The sequence below is a fragment of the Agrobacterium sp. 20P9.1.2 genome (assembly GCF_057799395.1).
Genome location: NZ_JBYOKI010000004.1, coordinates 307,615 through 326,988, shown reverse-complemented (window position 1 = coordinate 326,988; position 19,374 = coordinate 307,615). Strand labels below are relative to the sequence as shown.

At 58.0% G+C, this 19,374-nt stretch carries 22 protein-coding genes; 2 read left to right on the top strand and 20 right to left on the bottom strand.

Annotated features, from left to right (window positions below; genetic code table 11):
- Window positions 1–288 precede the first annotated feature (288 nt).
- The 18 genes from ftsH to ruvC all read right to left on the bottom strand — a co-directional run bounded on the left by ftsH (window position 289) and on the right by ruvC (window position 15,600).
- Window positions 289–2,235, bottom strand: a complete 1,947-nt coding sequence (gene ftsH / locus AC27VJ_RS14220; protein ID WP_113088920.1) for an ATP-dependent zinc metalloprotease FtsH — start codon at window positions 2,233–2,235, stop codon at window positions 289–291.
- 154 nt (window positions 2,236–2,389) lie between these two features.
- Complete coding sequence (gene tilS / locus AC27VJ_RS14215) at window positions 2,390–3,742, bottom strand: tRNA lysidine(34) synthetase TilS (protein ID WP_488684572.1); 1,353 nt, start codon at window positions 3,740–3,742, stop codon at window positions 2,390–2,392.
- A 9-nt stretch (window positions 3,743–3,751) separates the two neighbouring features.
- On the bottom strand, window positions 3,752–4,768 hold the full coding sequence (gene ybgF / locus AC27VJ_RS14210) for a tol-pal system protein YbgF (protein ID WP_488684571.1): 1,017 nt from the start codon (window positions 4,766–4,768) through the stop codon (window positions 3,752–3,754).
- Between the two features lie 156 nt (window positions 4,769–4,924).
- Window positions 4,925–5,461: a peptidoglycan-associated lipoprotein Pal gene (pal, locus tag AC27VJ_RS14205; RefSeq protein WP_113088921.1), complete on the bottom strand. Its 537-nt coding sequence runs from the start codon at window positions 5,459–5,461 to the stop codon at window positions 4,925–4,927.
- Window positions 5,462–5,664: 203 nt separating this feature from the next.
- Complete coding sequence (gene tolB, locus AC27VJ_RS14200) at window positions 5,665–6,978, bottom strand: Tol-Pal system beta propeller repeat protein TolB (protein ID WP_113088922.1); 1,314 nt, start codon at window positions 6,976–6,978, stop codon at window positions 5,665–5,667.
- Window positions 6,979–7,059: 81 nt separating this feature from the next.
- Window positions 7,060–8,244, bottom strand: coding sequence for a hypothetical protein (locus AC27VJ_RS14195; protein ID WP_488684570.1), 1,185 nt, complete (start codon window positions 8,242–8,244; stop codon window positions 7,060–7,062).
- Window positions 8,245–8,251: 7 nt separating this feature from the next.
- Entirely contained in the window at window positions 8,252–8,707 is a 456-nt protein-coding gene (tolR, locus tag AC27VJ_RS14190; protein ID WP_113088924.1) for a protein TolR, read from the bottom strand.
- Window positions 8,708–8,737: 30 nt separating this feature from the next.
- Window positions 8,738–9,457 (bottom strand): protein TolQ, encoded by a 720-nt coding sequence (gene tolQ / locus AC27VJ_RS14185; RefSeq protein WP_113088925.1) that lies wholly within the window; start codon window positions 9,455–9,457, stop codon window positions 8,738–8,740.
- Window positions 9,458–9,717: 260 nt separating this feature from the next.
- On the bottom strand, window positions 9,718–10,158 hold the full coding sequence (gene ybgC, locus AC27VJ_RS14180) for a tol-pal system-associated acyl-CoA thioesterase (protein WP_488684569.1): 441 nt from the start codon (window positions 10,156–10,158) through the stop codon (window positions 9,718–9,720).
- A gap of 188 nt (window positions 10,159–10,346) precedes the next feature.
- The gene (locus AC27VJ_RS14175) at window positions 10,347–10,859 is read right to left on the bottom strand and encodes an NUDIX hydrolase (RefSeq protein WP_488684568.1); all 513 of its coding nucleotides are present in this window, start codon (window positions 10,857–10,859) and stop codon (window positions 10,347–10,349) included.
- The gene (locus AC27VJ_RS14170) at window positions 10,852–11,433 is read right to left on the bottom strand and encodes a DinB family protein (protein WP_488684567.1); all 582 of its coding nucleotides are present in this window, start codon (window positions 11,431–11,433) and stop codon (window positions 10,852–10,854) included. Before AC27VJ_RS14170 ends, AC27VJ_RS14175 begins: the two co-directional genes overlap by 8 nt.
- 57 nt (window positions 11,434–11,490) lie before the next feature.
- Window positions 11,491–11,709 carry a hypervirulence associated TUDOR domain-containing protein gene (locus AC27VJ_RS14165; RefSeq protein WP_488684566.1) on the bottom strand — a complete coding sequence of 73 codons (219 nt, stop codon included), beginning with the start codon at window positions 11,707–11,709 and terminating at the stop codon, window positions 11,491–11,493.
- A gap of 48 nt (window positions 11,710–11,757) precedes the next feature.
- Window positions 11,758–12,651 (bottom strand): metallophosphoesterase, encoded by an 894-nt coding sequence (locus AC27VJ_RS14160; protein WP_488684565.1) that lies wholly within the window; start codon window positions 12,649–12,651, stop codon window positions 11,758–11,760.
- 2 nt (window positions 12,652–12,653) lie between these two features.
- Window positions 12,654–13,694 carry a Holliday junction branch migration DNA helicase RuvB gene (gene ruvB, locus AC27VJ_RS14155; protein WP_488684564.1) on the bottom strand — a complete coding sequence of 347 codons (1,041 nt, stop codon included), beginning with the start codon at window positions 13,692–13,694 and terminating at the stop codon, window positions 12,654–12,656.
- Entirely contained in the window at window positions 13,691–14,095 is a 405-nt protein-coding gene (locus AC27VJ_RS14150; RefSeq protein WP_488684563.1) for a type II toxin-antitoxin system VapC family toxin, read from the bottom strand. Before AC27VJ_RS14150 ends, ruvB begins: the two co-directional genes overlap by 4 nt.
- On the bottom strand, window positions 14,092–14,361 hold the full coding sequence (locus AC27VJ_RS14145; RefSeq protein WP_488684562.1) for an AbrB/MazE/SpoVT family DNA-binding domain-containing protein: 270 nt from the start codon (window positions 14,359–14,361) through the stop codon (window positions 14,092–14,094). The genes AC27VJ_RS14150 and AC27VJ_RS14145 overlap by 4 nt, the downstream gene beginning before the upstream one ends.
- Before the next feature lie 84 nt (window positions 14,362–14,445).
- A complete protein-coding gene (gene ruvA, locus AC27VJ_RS14140; RefSeq protein WP_488684561.1) occupies window positions 14,446–15,063 on the bottom strand; it encodes a Holliday junction branch migration protein RuvA in 618 nt (205 codons plus the stop codon).
- A gap of 24 nt (window positions 15,064–15,087) precedes the next feature.
- Complete coding sequence (gene ruvC, locus AC27VJ_RS14135) at window positions 15,088–15,600, bottom strand: crossover junction endodeoxyribonuclease RuvC (RefSeq protein WP_243255139.1); 513 nt, start codon at window positions 15,598–15,600, stop codon at window positions 15,088–15,090.
- Between the two features lie 229 nt (window positions 15,601–15,829).
- On the opposite strand from ruvC, the gene AC27VJ_RS14130 reads away from it, so the two are divergent.
- Window positions 15,830–16,831: an LLM class flavin-dependent oxidoreductase gene (locus AC27VJ_RS14130; RefSeq protein ID WP_488684560.1), complete on the top strand. Its 1,002-nt coding sequence runs from the start codon at window positions 15,830–15,832 to the stop codon at window positions 16,829–16,831.
- Between the two features lie 84 nt (window positions 16,832–16,915).
- Here the strand turns inward: AC27VJ_RS14130 and AC27VJ_RS14125 are convergent, their stop codons facing one another.
- On the bottom strand, window positions 16,916–17,662 hold the full coding sequence (locus AC27VJ_RS14125; protein ID WP_353579130.1) for a YebC/PmpR family DNA-binding transcriptional regulator: 747 nt from the start codon (window positions 17,660–17,662) through the stop codon (window positions 16,916–16,918).
- 284 nt (window positions 17,663–17,946) lie between these two features.
- Here AC27VJ_RS14125 and AC27VJ_RS14120 point away from each other — a divergent pair, with 284 nt between their 5' ends.
- Entirely contained in the window at window positions 17,947–18,450 is a 504-nt protein-coding gene (locus tag AC27VJ_RS14120) for a pyridoxamine 5'-phosphate oxidase family protein (protein ID WP_113088934.1), read from the top strand.
- Between the two features lie 27 nt (window positions 18,451–18,477).
- On the opposite strand, the gene AC27VJ_RS14115 is transcribed toward AC27VJ_RS14120, so the two are convergent.
- Window positions 18,478–19,332, bottom strand: coding sequence for an MBL fold metallo-hydrolase (locus tag AC27VJ_RS14115; protein ID WP_488684559.1), 855 nt, complete (start codon window positions 19,330–19,332; stop codon window positions 18,478–18,480).
- Between the last annotated feature and the right edge of the window lie 42 nt (window positions 19,333–19,374).

The following is a 19,374-nucleotide window of genomic DNA, read 5'->3' as shown; positions in this document are numbered from 1 at the left end:
ACAGGAAACTAAGACATCATGAGCGTCGGCGTTTGTGGCTCACCCCCCTCTGCCCTGCCGGGCATCTCCCCCACAAGGAGGGAGATCGGCAAGACGCGCCGACGTCGTTTCAATCTCAACGACAGAGTTTGCCGATAGCTCTCCGCGAGTCGATCTCCCCACCTGTGGGGGAGATGCCCGGCAGGGCAGAGGGGGGTGAGCCACACCCACCAACACTCAAACACACCTCACCAAAACAAAAAGGCCGCTCCTTTCGGAACGGCCTTCTCTCATCGCATTCCACAAACCTTAGTGCGGCTGCGGCTCCATGCCACCTTCGGCCTCGCCGTCGCCCTTGGCCTCGTTCGGGCCGTCTTTCTTCGTGCCAGCCTTCGGCACAGCAGAACCACGGCTGTTCGGAGAATCGTCGCCCAGATCACGGGCAGGCTTTTCGCCGCGGATCAGCGCCTTGATCTCTTCGCCGGTCAGCGTTTCGTACTCGAGCAGGCCTTCCGCAATGGCAACGAAGCCATCGTGGTTTTCGGTCAGAATACGGCGTGCTTCCGTATAGGCCTCATCGATCAAACGGCGAACTTCCGTATCGATGGTCTGCGCGGTGGCTTCCGAGACGTTCTTGGACTGCGAAACCGAGTGACCGAGGAAGACTTCCTGCTGGTTTTCACCGTAGGAAACCTGACCGAGCGCATCGGAGAAGCCCCATTGTGTGACCATGGCACGGGCAAGCTTGGTGGCCTGCTCGATATCGGATGACGCACCGGAGGTAATGTTTTCCTTGCCGAAGGTCAGTTCTTCCGCAACACGACCACCCATCATGATGATGAGGCGCGAAACCATCCACTTGTAGCTCATGGAATAGCGGTCGCCTTCCGGCAGCTGCATGACCATGCCCAGCGCGCGGCCACGGGGGATGATGGTGGCCTTGTGCAACGGGTCAGCCACGGCAACCTTGAGAGCCGTAATGGCGTGGCCGGCTTCGTGGTAAGCCGTCAGCTTCTTTTCGGCTTCAGTCATGGCAGAGGAGCGGCGCTCCGCACCCATCATGATCTTGTCCTTGGCGTCTTCGAATTCCGCCATTGTGACGACACGCTTGTTACGGCGCGCGGCCATAAGGGCTGCTTCGTTGACGAGGTTCATCAGGTCGGCACCGGAGAAACCGGGTGTGCCGCGGGCAAGAACCTTGAGATCGACATTCGGTGCCAGCGGTACGTTGCGAGCATGAACCTTCAGAATGCGCTCACGACCGACGATATCCGGGTTCGGAACCACGACCTGACGGTCGAAACGGCCTGGACGCAGGAGTGCGGGGTCAAGAACGTCAGGACGGTTGGTCGCAGCGATGAGGATGATGCCCTCATTGGCTTCGAAGCCGTCCATTTCGACCAGCAACTGGTTCAGCGTCTGCTCACGTTCATCGTTACCGCCGCCAAGACCGGCGCCACGATGGCGACCGACGGCGTCGATTTCGTCGATGAAGATGATGCAGGGTGCGTTCTTCTTCGCCTGTTCGAACATGTCACGCACGCGGCTTGCGCCAACGCCGACGAACATTTCCACGAAGTCAGAACCGGAAATCGTAAAGAACGGAACATTTGCTTCACCTGCAACGGAACGTGCCAGAAGCGTCTTACCCGTACCGGGAGGACCGACGAGCAGCACGCCGCGCGGAATTTTACCGCCCAGACGCTGGAATTTCTGCGGGTCGCGGAGGAACTCCACGATTTCTTCCAGATCCTGCTTGGCTTCGTCCACACCGGCAACATCGTCAAAGGTCACGCGGCCATGCGCTTCGGTCAAAAGCTTGGCCTTGGACTTGCCAAAGCCCATCGCGCCACGCGATCCGCCCTGCATCTGCCGCATGAAGAACAGCCAGACGCCGAGGATGAGGAACATGGGCAGCAAGGTGCCGAGGTAGCTGAGGAAGCCAGAGGAACCATCGCTTTCCGGACGCGCAACGATGCTGACATTCTTGCTCTGAAGGCGCTCCATCAAGGCATCGTCAATCACAGGCGAATAGGTCTGGAAGGCGGTGCTGTTTTCCGTATAGGTGCCGAGAACCCGGTTGCCGGTGACGGTTACGTCACGCACTCGCCCGGCATCGACATCGCGTATGAACTGCGAATAGGGAATCTCACGCGAAGCCGATTGTGACGGCGATGTCTGGAACATGCTGAACAATGCGATCAGCAACAGAGCGATCACTGCCCACAAGGCGAAATTTCTAAAATTTGGGTTCATCGAACTCCCCGAACTCCAACGGGCAAATGCGCGCCCGCCATTATGTAGCCCCTAACATAAGGAGGACAGTTGCCGTTGCCAAGGCAGGCGGGAAGATCAGTTGCGATTTGAGGTAAAAACTCTGAGAAAAATCGATTTGAAAAAGCCGATCCACTCAAACCATGGGCTGAGTATAGGCAGTACGACCGAAAAGCCGCGCAATGCTGTTGGCCAATGCAAGATCGAAATGCGGAAGAAACAGATCGTAAGGGGCAAGTAGAGGCCGGATTTCGACGTTTTTCAGCGTGGATAACATTTGCGTGCGCCCGTCACCGCTGGTGCCGGGCATGACCTGCACCGCGCGCTTGGCAACACCTTGCGGAGCCGAGGCTGGAAAACTGCCGAGAATATCCGCCCGCAGTTCTGAGCCCAAGGCATGCACGAGCAGATCGTTATCGGACGCATTGGTGATCTCGAATCGCTCGTCCCAGATCGTCGTCTCGCCAGCCCTTATCGCCACTGGCACGATGTTGCGATTTTCGCGCATGAGATAGAGGCCATCCTTGCGGCGGTCGAACACCACCCGGCCTGCCGTCATCCGTCCGGGCTCAGCCTGCGCCACGAAGGCCATGACCTTGTCCATGCTATCAGCCGCCATGGCAAAGCGCCGCCCGCCAATGACTGAAGCGAGCGCCGAAAGCGCGTGGCGCAAAACGATCGGTTCTTCGGACAGATCCTCAACGCGGATATTGATCAGGCAATCAAGAAAGGATTCGACATGGTTTTCAATGAATTGCGCCGCTCGCGCTGAAAGCTCGAAACGGTTGATTGAGCGATCAATCAAAATCTCTGCCATCTCGGGCAGAGCATTGCGTGTTCGCACGCGCTCATATTTGGCGTCGTCATTGCTCGGATCATCGTACCAGGACACACCCTCCCTGATGAGGAAATCGCGAATGTCCTGCCGGGTCGCATTCAGAAACGGTCGCATGATCCAGTGGCGGCCATTGTAGAGAACAGCATCCGCCATGCCCGCAAGGCCGAGATTGTCTGGACGCTGGCTGCGGGCACCGCGCATGGCGATGGTTTCCTGCTGGTCGCCCAGCGTATGGCCGACGACGATCATGTCCGCGTCGATCTCTTCCGCAACCGCGCCGATCAGCGCATAGCGCGCAAGCCGTGCCGCAGCTGAAATTCCGGTCTTGGGTTTTTCCGCATCCCAGCGGCGGCAATGATGGGGAATGTCGAGTTTCGCGCAAAGGGCTGCGACACCCCGCGCCTCCTCTGCGGATTCCGGACGTAACGCGTGGTCGATGGTGACGGCTTGAAGGGAGATGTCGTCTCTGCCCGCATCGCGCAGAACCGTGCGAAGGGCAAACAGCAATCCGGTGGAATCGCTGCCGCCTGAAATGGCGACGAGAATACAGGCGGGCTTAGAAATTTTGTCGATGAACTGCCGCGCAGCCTCAAGGGGCGCAATCGACATGAGAGGGGCCAGCGTCACGGAAGACGACATGGTCTCGGCCACGGATGCCACTTACTGGCAGCTCAAACGCTTCTGTTCGCTGGTCACTTTGCCCAGAACGGTCTTGGATGCGGTTGGGTAGCGCTTCGGCACTTCACGAAGTGTCGCGCAGGCGGTTTCCTTGTTGTCGAGAGCAGCCAGAGACATGCCGAGCTTCAGCAGCATTTCCGGTGCCTTGGGGGACTTGCTATAGGTCTGGTGCGCATTGAGGAAGGTCTTTGCCGCATCCGTGAACTTGCCTTGGCTATATTGCGCTTCGCCCAGCCAGAAATTCGCATCCGCTGCCTTCGCACCCTTTGGGTAGCCCTGGATATACTGCTCGAAACCCTTTTCCGCAGCCTTGTAGTCGCCAGACAGAACATGGCTGTAGGCGGCCTGATAAATGTCGTTTTCGCTGGTCAAGGCTGCGGTATTGACAGGATCAGGGCTTGATGTGCGGCCCGTTTGCACGCCCGGCAAGGCGCCAGCGGAGTTGTTGACGTTGGGGTTGAGCGTGCCGCCCACCGGCAGGCCACGCGAATCGAGTTCAATGGAGCCGAGCGTGGATTCACCCGGTGCTGCATTGCTGCGCGGTGCCGTCGCCATCTGGCCAGCACCCGGTGCTGCACCACCCATTGAAGCGCCGCCCTGGGACGGCGTTTCAATGATGGTTGCGACGTCATCCTGCCCACCCGTTGCCGAAGGAATGTCGGCCTCGGCCTTCTTCTTCGGTGCGGCTGGTGCGGAAGCCTTTCCGCCTTCAAGCTCCTGGAAACGGAATTCGTTGTCTTCCTGAGCCTTGCGGATGGTTTCCTGCATTTGCAGCAGCTGGAAACTCATTTCCTCGATGCGGCCATTGAGCTGACGGATCTGCTCTTCGAGTTGCTGCACGCGATAGGTTTCATTCGCCTGCACGTTGATCACCGGTGGCTGATGTGCGTTGCCCGTGCTCGAGCCCCCCCAACCGAACAACGGCCCTGAAACGGCGGTGCCGCTCAAGCCGGTGCAGGCTGCAAGCCCCAGCATCCCCGCCACGACAAGTTTCTTCATGTTGCGTCCTGTCTGGTTGATTTGCGCCCCAACGACGCAAAACCGGATTTTTTCCATCTGGCGTGAAAAAGCAACTTAACTTCGGCCAAACTATGGAAAAAAAGAAAGGCGGCCCGAGGACCGCCTTACAATTCTGATCACGTCGTTGCGAGGCAATTACATGCCTGCGCCACCCAGAACGGTAACGGCGCGACGGTTCTGCGACCAGCAGGAAATGTCGTCGCAAACGGCGACCGGACGTTCCTTGCCGTAGGAAATCGTCTTCATGCGGTTTGCAGGAACACCCTGCGAAGCGAGGAATTCCTTGGTGGCGGCCGCACGGCGTGCACCCAGCGCTAGGTTGTATTCGCGCGTGCCGCGTTCGTCGGCATGGCCTTCAACAGTGATGGCGTAGTTTGGATAACGGGCCAGCCACTGTGCCTGACGCTGCAATGTCTGCTGGGCGTCTGCGCGGATGGATGTGCTATCGGTGTCGAAGAAGATACGGTCGCCGACATTGACAGTGAAGTCCTGTGCAGAACCCGGTGTCGCAGAACCGGCACCGCCGTTAAGGCCGAGTTCGCCAGCGCTGTTCGGCATGTTCTTCTTGTTGGCGCAACCAGCCAGCGCAAGCGCGAGCGTCAGAGCCAGAACAGCAGGGTTACGGGCGATTTTCTGCATTGGGCTGAGTGCCGAGGTGTGTGTACGGCTCATCGCCGGTCTCTCCTTAGAATTTCAGTAACGTTGCCAGACAATAACCGATTGCAGTTAATTGCCCCCAAACAATTATGGTTAACAGAAAGGAAATGTCCCGCCTTTTTTGCTCCCTCACAACATTTGCAGCAAGAAAGCAGGGCAATTCCCGATGGCATGCGTAGAAAACATGGCGGCGCAACTGCACCGCCATAATGGTTTGATCAATCCAGAAGCGGCGACCATGCCGGGTCGGATGCGAATGTCGGTGTCTTGATCAGCTGTTCGTTATAGCCGGTCAGATCGATGGAGTAGAGCTGCGGGCCACCGGCACCGGCTGCCTGGCGGAAGAACATCAGCACGCGGCCATTCGGTGCCCATGTCGGTCCTTCATTGTGGAAGCCCGAGGTCAAAATACGCTCGCCCGAACCATCCGGCTTCATCACGCCGATGGAGAACTTGCCGCCGGACTGCTTGGTGAAGGCAATCAGATCGCCGCGCGGAGACCAGACCGGCGTGGAATAGGAACCATCACCGAAGGAAATACGCGTCTGGCCGGAGCCATCGGCATTCATCACGTAAATCTGCTGACGACCGCCACGGTCGCTTTCGAAAGCGATGCGCTGGCCATCCGGTGCATAGGACGGTGCCGTATCGATAGCGCCGGTGTTCGTCAGACGCGTCGTGGTGCGCGAACGCAGGTCCATCGTGTAGATATTGGCGTTGCCTTCCTGCTGAAGGCTCATGATGACCTTCTGACCATCAGGCGAAAAGCGTGGCGAGAACGTCATGCCGGGGAAGTTGCCGACCACTTCACGCTGTCCGGTTTCCAGCTGCAACAGGTAAACGCGCGGCTGCTGGCCTTCAAACGACATGTAGGTCACTTCCTGACGGCTTGGCGAAAAGCGCGGTGTCAGAACGAGGTCCTTGGTGTTGGTCAGGTTGCGAACGTTGAAGCCGTCCTGGTCCATGATCGACAGAGCGCGCTTGCGGTCTGTCTTTGGGCCGCTTTCGGAAACGAAGACGACGCGGGTATCGAAGTAGCCCTTTTCACCGGTCACGCGTTCATAGATCGCGTCGGCGATGATATGGGCAACACGACGCCAGTTTTCAGGCTGGGTAAAGAACTGCTGGCCGCTCATCTGCTGACCGGCAAACGTGTCCCACAGGCGGAACTCTGCGCGCAGACGGCCATCGGCTTCCTTCGTCACACGACCGGTGACCAGTGCCTGTGCATTGATGACCTTCCAGTCTTCGAAACGCGGCTGCTGATCCGGGTTGCTGATCTTTTCGATGAAGGCGTTCTTGTTGATCGGCGCAAACAGGCCGGAGCGCTGAAGATCGGCGGCGATAACCTGCGAGACCTGCGCACCGATGCCGTCAGTCGACATGAAGTCGGTGATGGCGATGGGCAGCGGCTGGACGTTACCCCTGTTGATGTTGATCTGAACTTCAGCATTGGCCGGTGTAACCGCGACAAACGAGAACAGCATGCCAGAGGCAACCACCATCGCGCGCAGGAGAGAGAACTTGATCATTGAGACAAGCCTTTCAGCTTCATACAAAAATTGGACATCGATTTGGGTGTGGGTGTTGTCATCGGTCCCAAAACTGTCGGTTTAAATCGCAAACTCGGACGGGTCGAAGTTCAGGACCATCGTGTTCCATCCCTTTTCGCCTTCATATTTTTCGGGCGGCAGGTTTTTCAGCGGCTGAGACCTGAAGATCGCGCGGCGCGCGCTGCCTTCGACGGCACGCCGTGTTCCTTCCGGACCACCTGTCGCGGTTACCTCTGGCTGGCCGACGATATTGCCGTTCTGGTCGAGCGACACGCGAACGACGACACGCACCTCGGCAACGCCAGTCAAGCCGGAAGCCATGGCCCAGTTGCCTTCGATCTGGCCTCTGACATTGTCGATTTCACTGGCGCTCAGCCCCGTACCAATCGTCTTCTTGCCGCCCAGCGATGCCGTTTCGGTAGAGCGCTTAGCGCCACCACCGGATGGAGCCTGCTTGTTCAAGAGCTTCGAGATATCGTCGGCATTGAACTCACTGGCCTGGGATGCGGCGGATTTTGCCGTTTCCTGCTTGCGGTCTGCTGGCTTCTTGTCGGACGGTTTCTCAGTCGACTTGGCCTGATCCGGCTTCTTCTCGGCGGGCTTTTCCGCAGGCTTCTGTTCTGCCTGCTTGGGCGGCTCAGGCTTAGGCGGCTCCGGCTTGGGCTCCGGAGGCTGCGGACGCGAATTCGGACGCGGCACATTCGGCGGCACGGGAATTTCTGCCGGTTCCTGATTTTGCGGCGGAGGCTCCTGCGCCTGTTGCTCTGCTGGCGGCTGTGTCGGCGTTGGCGGCGTCGCTATTTCCGGCTTCGGAATAGGAAGCGACGCCGTTTCCATCGGCTTCGGCGCAGATGTTTCTTCCTTGACGATGTCTTTCACATCGTTCGGCTTTGTATCGACAACGGGTGCCGGCTTTTCCTGCTTGGGCGGGGCAGCGGCGCTCTCATTGTTGTTCGGCTTGGTGGTCGGTGTCGGTGGCGCTTCCAGATCAGCCGTGTTGTTGCCGGTGTTCTGGGCATTTGCGACAATGTCGGGACGGGTCGTGGGCACAGGCGCGGACTTTTCAGCCTTGGGCGCGTTCTTGTCGCCCTGCTGGATCTGCGTCATCTCTTCCACAGATACGAGATCAACAGGCATCGACTCGGCCTGAGACACCTCGAGCGGCGCTGGCGAGCCCAGAGACACAAGGGCAAAGGCCAGAAGCGAGGCGTGCACAATCGCAGATGTGGTGACGCTGCCCTTCATGCTTAGATCAATTGTCCTGTTTCTGTTGTGTTACGAGGCCGATATTCTTGAAGCCCGCGGCCTGAATACGCGCCATGACATCGGCCACGATGCCGTAAGCGGCAACCGAGTCCGCGCGCACGAAAATGCGCTCATTATAGCCGGTGCTCGAAATCGCCTGCAGCTTGTCGGCTACTTCAGCGGCCTGGATCGGCGTTTCCTGCAAATGGATCACGCCATCCGCATTCACCGAAATGGTAATCGGCTGCGTATCGGAATTCAGCGCATTGGCGGATGTCTGCGGCAGATCGACCGGCACGCCGACCGTCATCATCGGTGCGGCCACCATGAAGATGATGAGCAGCACCAGCATGACGTCCACGAGTGGCGTCACGTTGATTTCGCTGATCGCGCCGCCTCTGCGGCGTCCCCGGCCCCGGCGTCCACCGGAACCACCGCCGCCGCCACCTGCTGACATTCCCATAGTCTTTACTCCACTCGCTTCAGTGCGCGCTTACTGCGCGGCCTGACGTGTCTGCAGCTTCTCATCGATCTGACGCGACAGGATGGCGGAGAATTCATCCGCAAAACCTTCCATGCGCGAAGAGAGCTTGCCCGCATCGGCTGTGAATTTGTTGTAGGCGATAACCGCAGGGATAGCGGCGACCAGACCAATGGCTGTCGCCAGAAGCGCTTCGGCGATACCTGGGGCCACGACCGCGAGGTTGGTGGACTTGGAACCGGCAATCGCCTGGAACGAGGTCATGATACCGATAACCGTACCGAACAGGCCGATGAACGGACCAGCCGAACCGATGGTCGCCAGCGAACCGAGACGTGCTTCGAAGCCTTCGCCCTCACGCGCCATGGTTACGTCCATTGCACGGTCGATACGCATCTGAAGGCCGATGGGCGAACGGGCGCCGCGCTCGAAGGACTTCTTCCACTCGCGCATGGCGGCCACGAAAATCGCCGCAAGGCCAGTATTCTGACGTTCCGCCAGCGTGCGATACAGTTCTTCAAGCGACTGACCCGACCAGAACACCTGCTCGAACTGGTCGAACTGGCGTCTTGCCTTGCCGAAGGCGACGTATTTGTCGATGACGATGGCCCACGTCCAAACCGAGGCGGCAATAAGACCGATCATAACCAGCTTGACGATGAGGCCAGCCTGCATGAACAGAGCCCAAAGACTTACGTCGTGCGTTGCCGCTGCCAAACCTGCCTGTTCCATAAATATCCAATCCCCGAATCCAAACGCCCGGTGCATGACCGGGCGATTTAAACGCGCATCAACGCTTGAAGTCCTGCGACAACCGCCGAAAACCCCTTGAGCCATGCCCCGATATTGCCATTACGCCTTACTTGCCGGTAAATTTGGTAAAAGGAAGGCGTGCGGCTTACAAATACCGGATGGTTAAGTAAGACTACATTATGGTTAAGGGAGTGTTACGAAATGGACACTTTAAATAGGGACCCCGGATTTCCCGTTTCTTACTTTAAAAATTTTTCGGCAATGGTATCGGGCAAACGGCGCGGTCTTCCCTTGGCGTTGATCACGGCAATAATCACTTTCGCGGCAACCAGAAGTGTATCCCCCCGCCGGATTTCCTGATTGAGAACCATCTTCGCCCCGCCTGCCTTCTCGGTCAGCGTGGTGATGGTCAATATATCATCCATTCGCGCTGGCGACTTGAAGTCGATCTCCATGCGGTGCACCACGAAAACCAGCCCCTCCTCATCCGCCGTCAGCAAAGCGCTCTGCTCACAGCCGAGGCAACGCAGATAATCCGTGCGTCCGCGCTCGAGGAAATGCAGATAGCGGGCGTGATAAACGAGGCCGGAAAAGTCGGTGTCTTCGTAATAGACACGCTGCGTGAGGCGATGGCCGTGTTCAATAAGTTCGCCGGAGAGGGATACGGTGAGGTCAGTCATGCGAAAGTCCTTGGAGAAATTTTATGCTTTAGAGGGCTGCACTACCACTGCTACCTCCTTCATTCCTGTGCTCGTCACAGGAATCCAGCCAGTCCATGTCTATGGGCTGAAAAGAGTCATACCGCCGCGCAGACGCGCGACGACTGGTTTCCTGTGACAAGCACAGGAATGAGGGACGAGAGGAATCCTCATTTGTCATCCAGATTGCGGTCATCCCACACGACGTGCTGAACGGAAGCAGGAAGGTTCTCAATCTCACCGGCGATGAAATAGGGGGGAATGTCCAACTGCGTCAAGGCTTCGGTGGTCGCTCTTGCCCAGCGAAACTCCAGCGGGTGTTTCCCATCCTGCATGCGGTGGACAATGTCTTCTTCGTGGAAGGGGAACGTCTCGGGCAGGTCCATCAGGTAATAAAATCCCAGCTCGTGCCAGTCCTTGCCCTCATAGTGAAAGAAGTTCTCGACCACCCACAGCAACCGCCCGACCTTGGCCTCTACGCCGAGTTCTTCGACCATTTCCCGCGCCAGCGTCTCCTGCGACTGCTCGCCCATTTCGGCACGACCGCCGGGAAAACTCCAGAACTTCTCATGCGTTGCCCGGTGCACCAGCACATGGCCATCGCGAAAGGCGATGCCTGCCACACGCATCTGGAAAATGCGCTTGGGTTTGAATTTCATGCGGATGCGGGTGTCTTCAGTCATATGATTTTTCTTCCGGGAACATGAGGTCACGTTCCGACCAACCTAGCGCGTCCAGTTCCACTTTGCGAACCCCCGCATCGTCGCCGACGATAAATTCGTCCAGTTGCGGTGGTGTTACGGATGTGCCCGACAGCATCGCATGCACCTGACCGCGATGATGCGTCTGATGCTGAAAGAGATGCGTCAGAATATCATCGCACCGGTCCTGCTGTATTCGCTGAGCCCGATGCACTTGAACGGTCGCGGCCAAATCGTCAGGCCTCAACACATCAACGAATGCGATGAGGTTTTCGTCCAGTTGCGATTGCGCCTGCTGCAAAGCCAGCATGTCCCCGAAGGGCTCTTCTGCAGCGAATGCGGCATATCCCAACCTGCCGCCCTTTAAGGCATCGAGATAAAACAGGTCGACCAGATAGATATGATTGAGCGTTGCGAGGATCGTTGGAAAGAAGCTGGTGCGGAGAGCGATGAATTCCGCCTGCGAGAGCCGCAGACAGGCCGTGTGAAGTCTCAGATTCGCCAAGCGATTGTTGCGCGCCAGCTTTCTGACCACGCGGCAGGGATCGTAACTCATGGGCTCTCCCGCTCATTTTCGATTGTCAGAACAGAGGAGCGGCCATCCTTTGGGCCATCAATCCACCTTTTCCAGTTCTAAATGGCTTTTCAGAACACGCCCGCCATCTTCCTGCTCGATCAGATAGGCCGGTTCTTCTGCGCTCGCCTTGCGTTTGATGACGGAGCCTTCGATCTTGCGCTCGACATCCTCGGTAAAGGTCTCGGCGATCTTGCCCTCGCCTTTGCCCGTTCCCCATTTCCACTGAACCTTGGCACCTTTGCGGAATTTGGTCATGTGACGCTCCTTAAAAACGGCAAATGACCTCGCGCCACCAATGGTTCCTCACGCCTCTCCCAGTTCGATCACCACCACCTCCGGCGGCGACATGAAGCGGACGGGGGCGATGGAACAGCCGAGCCCGCCGGACACCACCAGATGCCGGTTATCCTCGACCACATGGCCGTAAGCGAAGCGCTCCCCAAACCGCGAAGGAACCGCCGGTCGCCAGCCGAACAGATTGACCTGCCCGCCATGGGTATGACCCGAAAGCGTCAAGGACACACGGTCAGGAACGGAGACAAAAATATCCGGCTCATGCGCCAGCAGAATAACCGGCGCATCGTCCGTCACCTGCGCCAGAGTTCCCGGCAAATCGTCCAGCCCGGTCCTTCGACGTCCCTGGAGATAGGCCCACTGGTCTTCCAGACCGGCAATCCAGAACGGCTGCTCCGGCGATCCGCTTCGCACCGCATCGTTGGAGTGCACATGAATACCGACGGCCCGCAAGGCGCGGTGCGCCACCGTTTCTTTCAGTCGCAGCCGCTGCGCCTCCGGGTCCTGCCACCAGTCGTGATTGCCGCAAATGGCGTGTACCCCATAGGGCGCTTTCAGGCCGGAGAGTGCCTTCGCCCAGTCTTCCGGCGGCACAACGCCGGTCACCAGTTTCATGCCGGACATGTAGTCGCCCAGAGGCAGCATGATATCGCCGCCCAGCGTATTGGCGTAGTCGCAGACTTTGGCGATCCGCTCCGCAGGCATCCATGGCTCGCAAGCGTGGAAATCCGCAAGTGCCACGATGCGCAGTTTTTGTCCCTTCGGCCAGCCGGGCGGATTGATGCGATAGCGTGTGGTGGAAAGCCGGGCCAGAGGCTCGATGCCGCCCGCATAGGCACCCAACGAGACCAACCCCGCCGCCATTGTGGCAGCAGTCTTGAGCAGAGCGCGGCGGGTAATCACGATCAATCGTCCTCGAGTGTCAGGCGAAACTGCGCAGCCTCGATGTCTTTCGGCGGCTGCATGCCCAGATGTTTCCACGCCGTTGCGGTCAAAATACGTCCGCGCGGCGTGCGCTGAATAAAGCCCTGCTGGATCATATAGGGTTCGATAATATCCTCGATGGCATCGCGCGGTTCGGACAATCCAGCCGCAATGGTTTCGATCCCCACCGGCCCACCACTGAAATTGACGGCAATCATCGTTAGATAGCGCATGTCCAACTGGTCGAGGCCCATATTGTCCACCAGCAACCGCGTCAGCGCCTCATCGGCAATCTGACGGGTCACAGATTCCGCCCCTGCCACTTCGGCAAAATCGCGCACGCGGCGCAACAGCCGCCCGGCAATGCGCGGCGTGCCACGCGAACGACGCGCGATTTCGCGCGCGCCCTCCTCCGTCATCGGCAATCCCATGATGCGCGCGCCGCGCCGCACGATCAGTTCAAGCTCTTCGACGGTATAGAAAGACAAGCGGACTGGAATACCGAAGCGATCCCGCAGCGGGTTGGTCAAAAGCCCAAGCCGCGTGGTGGCGGCAACCAGCGTGAATTTCGACAGATCGATCTTCACCGACCGCGCCGCAGGCCCTTCACCGATGATCAGATCCAGCTGAAAATCCTCCATCGCCGGATAGAGAATTTCCTCCACAGCCGGGCTCAGACGGTGGATTTCATCGATAAACAGTACATCGCGTTCTTCGAGATTGGTCAAAAGGGCCGCCAGATCGCCTGCCTTGGCAATGACGGGCCCTGATGTGGACTTGAAGTTGACGCCCAGTTCCTTGGCCATGATCTGCGCCAGCGTTGTCTTGCCCAGACCGGGAGGACCAACGAACAGCACATGGTCCAGCGCCTCGCCCCGGTTCTTCGCCGCCTCGATGAAGATTTTCAGATTGGCCCGCGCTTCCGCCTGACCGGTAAAATCATCCAGCGTCTGCGGACGCAGCGTCGTATCGATATCCTCGCCGCGCTTTTCCGAAGAAATCAGCCGTGCCGCCTCGCTCATGTCAGAAGTTCCATTCCGGGTATTTTTCGGGCTGCTTTCTGGTCGAATGTGTAGGTCACTGTGCAGCCTTCGCTCGCGGACCGACACGCGATCAACGCATCGGTAAAGTCCGCATTGTTCTTCTCGACCAAGCGCAATGCCTTGACCACAAGGTCGTGACCTTCGACAAAAAGCCCCCGGGTGTTCAACAGCTTTTGTACGGCGATCATAACCTGCTTTCGATCGTATCCATATTGGGATCGCAGCGCCCAATCGAGCTCTATAAGCGTTATGAGGGTGACAAAGACAGTGTGGCTTTTCCCGATTTCGGCACCAAAACGCAATGATGCCTGATGCTGCTTCGGGTCATCCCCTACGAAAAGTCTCAGTACCACATTCGTATCAAGACCAAACATATTCATGCGGCAGCTTCCGAGCTCTCTTCGTCGGTGTCGATAACATTGCCGCCGCCAGCTTTCAGTACAGACTCATCGATCTCTTCCAATGTCGCGCGTCCTCTTGGCGGCTTACCCAGCAGACCTGCCAGATCGTTGAAATCGACGTTTTTGGGTGTCAACACCACTTCGCCGTCAATGATCGAGTAGACAATCTGGTCCCCGGGGCGAAGATTCAAAGCCTCACGCATCTCTTTCGGAAGAGTCACCTGCCCTTTAGACGAAAGTGTCAATTCCCATCCCAAATCGAAAGCCTTCCGAGAAAATCATAATCGTAGGAAAATTTATCATCTCTCCAACGGAATATCAATCTGACATCACCGCGAAAGCTCCTTCAGCCCCAGCCGGATCAGCTTGGCGCTATCGCCCCCCTCGCCGCCATTCTTCAGCGCCGCAGCAACCGCATTGGCGGCCTGGTCGCGGGAATAGCCGAGATTGGTGAGCGCCGAGACAGCATCGGCAACGGGCGCAGAGGCCACCCCTTCACCGAGTTCCTGCTTAAGACCGATGGAGGCAGAGGCCTCGCCCGCAAAGGCCGGGGCCTTATTACGCAACTCGGTGACGATGCGCACCGCGACCTTCGGGCCCACGCCAGGCGCACGCGAAACGACCACCTTGTCCTGAAGCGCGATGGCATTGGCGAGTTCAGATGGCGTCAGCGTTGAAAGCACCGCCAGCGCAACCTTGGAACCCACGCCCTGCACGCTCTGCAGCAGGTTGAACCATTCCCGTTCCAGCGCCGTCAGGAAGCCGAACAGTTTCAGCTGGTCTTCGCGCACATAGGTCTCGATGAAAAGGACGATGGCTTCGCCCGGCGAGCCAAGCCGCGAAAGCGTGCGGGCCGAGCAATGGGCCACGTAACAGACGCCATGCACATCGACGAGAACATAGTCGTCGCCAATTTCTTCAATGGTGCCTTTGAGTTTTCCGATCATGGTAACGCCTGTGAAATGAGGAAATCAGCTTGCCGCCAGCACGCGGCGCATGCGCTCGCCTGCCCGGTTGTGCGCGTGGCAAATGGCGATGGCAAGCGCATCGGCAGCGTCATTGCCCTTGAACTCGGCCTTGGGCATCAGAATTTTGAGCATCATGTGAATTTGCTGCTTTTCACCGTGGCCCACGCCGATCACCGCTTTCTTGACGGCATTGGGCGCATATTCCGCCACAGGCAGACCGGCACGGGCCGGAACCAGCATGGCAATTCCGCGCGCCTGACCCAGCTTCAGCGTTGCCACCGCATCCTTGTTGACGAAGGTCTGCTCCACCGCCGCCTCGTGCGGTTGATGGGAATGCACGATTTCCGACAGGCCGTCATGCAACTGGCACAGGCGCGAGGCCAGATCCATATCGCCGTCCGACGTCACTGTGCCGGAGGCCACGAAACGCAGGCTGTTGCCGAGGGTTTCGATGATACCCCAGCCCATTCGCCGCAGCCCGGGATCAATCCCGATAATTCGAATCGCATTTTGCATGTGTCACCCTACCGTTCAGCAGCAAAACCTGCCAGCGATAAGTGAACAAAACGACAACATCCGTCATTTGCGCACAGCTTCTACGCCTGAACGCGGCTCTCACGCCCAAGCGTCGCAAAGTTGGACCAGTTTTTTTGATGCATCGATCAATTCGGCGCGACTGCTCTGGCAAATTCCGCACTGCAACTTACATCGGGTAAAATCTGAAAAATCCCAACAGGAGCGTCCGATGATCCCTTTTTCCATTCTCGATCTGTCGCCCATTGGTGAAGGCGAGAACGTGAGCAAGGCGCTGGAGAATTCGCGCCGCATGGCCATCAAGGCTGAAGAGCAGGGCTATGAACGCATCTGGCTTGCCGAACATCACGGCATGCCGGGCATTGCCAGCGCCGCAACCTCACTCGTCATCGCCCATGTCGGTGCGGCAACCACACGCATCCGCGTCGGCTCCGGCGGCATCATGCTGCCGAACCACTCGCCTCTCGTGATTGCCGAACAGTTCGGTACACTGGCAGCGCTTCTGCCCGGTCGCGTCGATCTCGGTCTTGGCCGCGCGCCGGGAACGGATATGCGCACCGCCCGCGCGCTGCGCCGCAATCTGGATGCGGGCGCTGAAAACTTCCCGCATGATATTGTTGAATTGCAGCGCTACCTCGGCGCGCCGGAACCGGATCAAGCCATTCTGTCCGTGCCCGGCATGCATTCCAATGTGCCGATCTGGCTTCTGGGCTCCAGCATATACAGCGCCCATCTGGCCGCAGCACTTGGCCTGCCCTACTCCTTCGCCTCGCATTTCGCGCCCGATATGCTGATGGACGCCATCGCCATCTACCGCGAACGCTTCCAGCCATCGGCTACATTGCAAAAGCCCTATGTCATGGTTGGCGTTATGGGTGTGGGTGCAGATACGGATGAAGAAGCACAACACCTCTTCACCTCCGCCCAGCAGCAATTCGTCAATCTGCGAAAGAACGTCCGCACCCAGTTCCCACGTCCCGTCGAAACCATGGACGATTACTGGAGCGACATGGAGCGCATCACGGTCGAACACACGCTCAGATATGCGGTGGTCGGCTCGCATGCCACAGTCGAACATAGACTGGGCGAGTTCCTGTCGGAAACGGGCGCGGATGAGCTGATCATCTCCATGCCCGTTCACGACATTCAGAAACGACTTCGTTCGGTCGAGGTCTTCGCCGAAGTCAGAAGCGGCCTGAAACTAGCCGCCTGATCACCTCTCCGCAGACGCTAGCTAAATAAAAAAAGCCTCCGAGCATTTCTGCCGGAGGCTTTCACATGCGTCGGGGCCTCGAAATCAGGCCGAAAGCTTGGCCATGATTTCTTCGGACACTTCGAAGTTCGAATAGACGCTCTGCACATCGTCATCGTCTTCAAGGTTGCCGATGAGCTTCATCAGCGACTGTGCCTTTTCTTCATCGACAGGAACCGTGTTCTGCGGCTTCCAGATGGATTTGACGCTTTCGGCTTCACCGAGAACGGCTTCCAGTGCCTTGGACACTTCGTTCATCGCTTCGAAACCGCAGATGATGGTGTGGCCATCCTCATTGCTTTCAACGTCGTCGGCACCCGCCTCGATAGCAGCTTCCATAACCTTGTCGGCGTCACCAACAGAGGCCTTGTAGGTAATTTCACCGACGCGGTCGAAGGAGAACGAAACAGAGCCGGTTTCGCCCAGCGCGCCGCCAGCCTTGGTGAAGATGGAGCGGACATTGGAAGCGGTGCGGTTGCGGTTGTCGGTCAGCGCTTCGACGATAACCGCCGTACCGCCCGGACCGTAGCCTTCGTAACGCACGTAATCGTAGTTTTCAGCATCTGCACCGGACGCCTTCTTGATGGCGCGGTCGATGTTGTCCTTTGGCATCGACTGTGCCTTGGCGTTCTGCACTGCCAGACGCAACGCCGCGTTCATGCTCACATCCGGCAGACCGGACTTGGCAGCAACGGTGATTTCACGCGCGAGTTTGGAGAACATCTTCGAACGGATCGAATCCTGTTTTCCCTTGCGATGCATGATGTTCTTGAACTGTGAATGGCCAGCCATGGCACCCCTGATCGGATCGTTTGTTTGGATTGCGGTGCTTATAAGTGCGATGGCCCGGCTGTTCAAGCCCACATGCCCACTCTTCTCGCAACGCATCGAAGCGTCTGCCGGCTAGGTTTCTGTCCTTGATCCTGACGACGAGATGCTGGGCAAACCCGTTCCCGTGAACAAGGAAACGCTTTAGGGAACTGAAATCTACTCTCTTCGTTTGGTTACCAGTACGAAAGCGGGCAGCTTTGTCCGTTGATCGTGAGGATAACGAGAAACGTGAAGGAGACCCCTAAATGGTCAGCTTGAGTGAAGCACGCGATGCCCCCGCCCGTCAGCTTTGGGACGAAATCAATTCCGTCCATGCGGGCATGCTGGGCCTTGAAGGCCTTCACAGCCATATGCAGCCCATGGCACCCCACGCCGACCCGAAGACCAACACGATCTGGTTTTTCACCAAAAAGAGCGCCGATCTTGTTCAGACTTTAAAGTCCGGCTCCCGCGCCCACTTCTGCGTCATCGGCAAGGATCATGACTACCACGCCTGCCTCTCCGGCAAGCTGGAAGTTCGCGAAGACAAGGCAAAGCTGGACGAATACTGGAATTCCGTCACCGCCGCCTGGTATGAACACGGCAAGAGCGACCCTGATCTGACGATGCTGGCCCTCCACGTGGATGATGCCGATATCTGGGCATCGACGGACAGCACCCTGAAATTTGGTTGGGAAATCGCCAAGGCAAACATGTCTGACCATAAGGTGCCGGATGTCGGCGTCAGACAGCATCTGGCTTTCGCCTGAAAATTCCCTTTCCCGCCCGTCGCCGGTTCACATGCCTTGCGGCACCAGAATTTGCGGCTGGCGGGGAAGGTTTCTCATAGACACCCTGATAACCGGGTCATTGGCATAAGCGATTTTGAATTGCGGGCCGAACGTGACCAGAAACTGCTCCAGAGCACTCGGCTGGTGCATCGGCAGGATCAGAGCCGACCGTAGCCGCTTCACGATGCGGCTCATACTATCAGCCCCCATCGTCAAACCACCATCGACCGGCACCATCAAAATATCCAGACGCCCGATTTCGGCATATTGCGTTTCCGTCAGCTCGTAATGCAGATGACCCAGATGCCCAATGCAGAGGCCCGCGACTTCGAAAATGAAGATCGAATTGCCATCCTTCTGCAACAACCCGCCGCCGCCCCAGCGGTTGCGGATGTCCGAGGTGACGTTGCGGATATAGACATCACCCACCTGCAATTTATGAACGGCCTTTTCGCCCGGCACATCGCTCCAGCCATGCAGCACATATTTGATCGCCGGGTCCGGATGCAGCGTATAATGCGTGGAATGCGCATTGTTCATGGTCACCACAGTGGGCGTGACGGGCGGACGGTAAATACCATTATAATCGGTAGCTATGGTGACGCCTTCAGGCGAGGTGATCAGAAATGTCGAATGGCCGATATATTGAATCTGCACCTCTTCCTTCGCACTCGCCTGCGCCATCTGAACATCGGACGGCTGAAAGCTGGCAAAGGTCGCGCCCGGCATGGTCTGGGCAATGGCTTGGCACTGGCTGATCGGCGGGCGAGCTGTGGAAGGACGGCTAGGCTGTTGCTGGGCCGATGCGGCAGCGGCCACCAAAAGCCCTGACAATGCGAGCATGAGCATGCGAAGCATCAACACCACTCCCAGAAACGAGATGAGTGCGGGCAGGATGCGGCA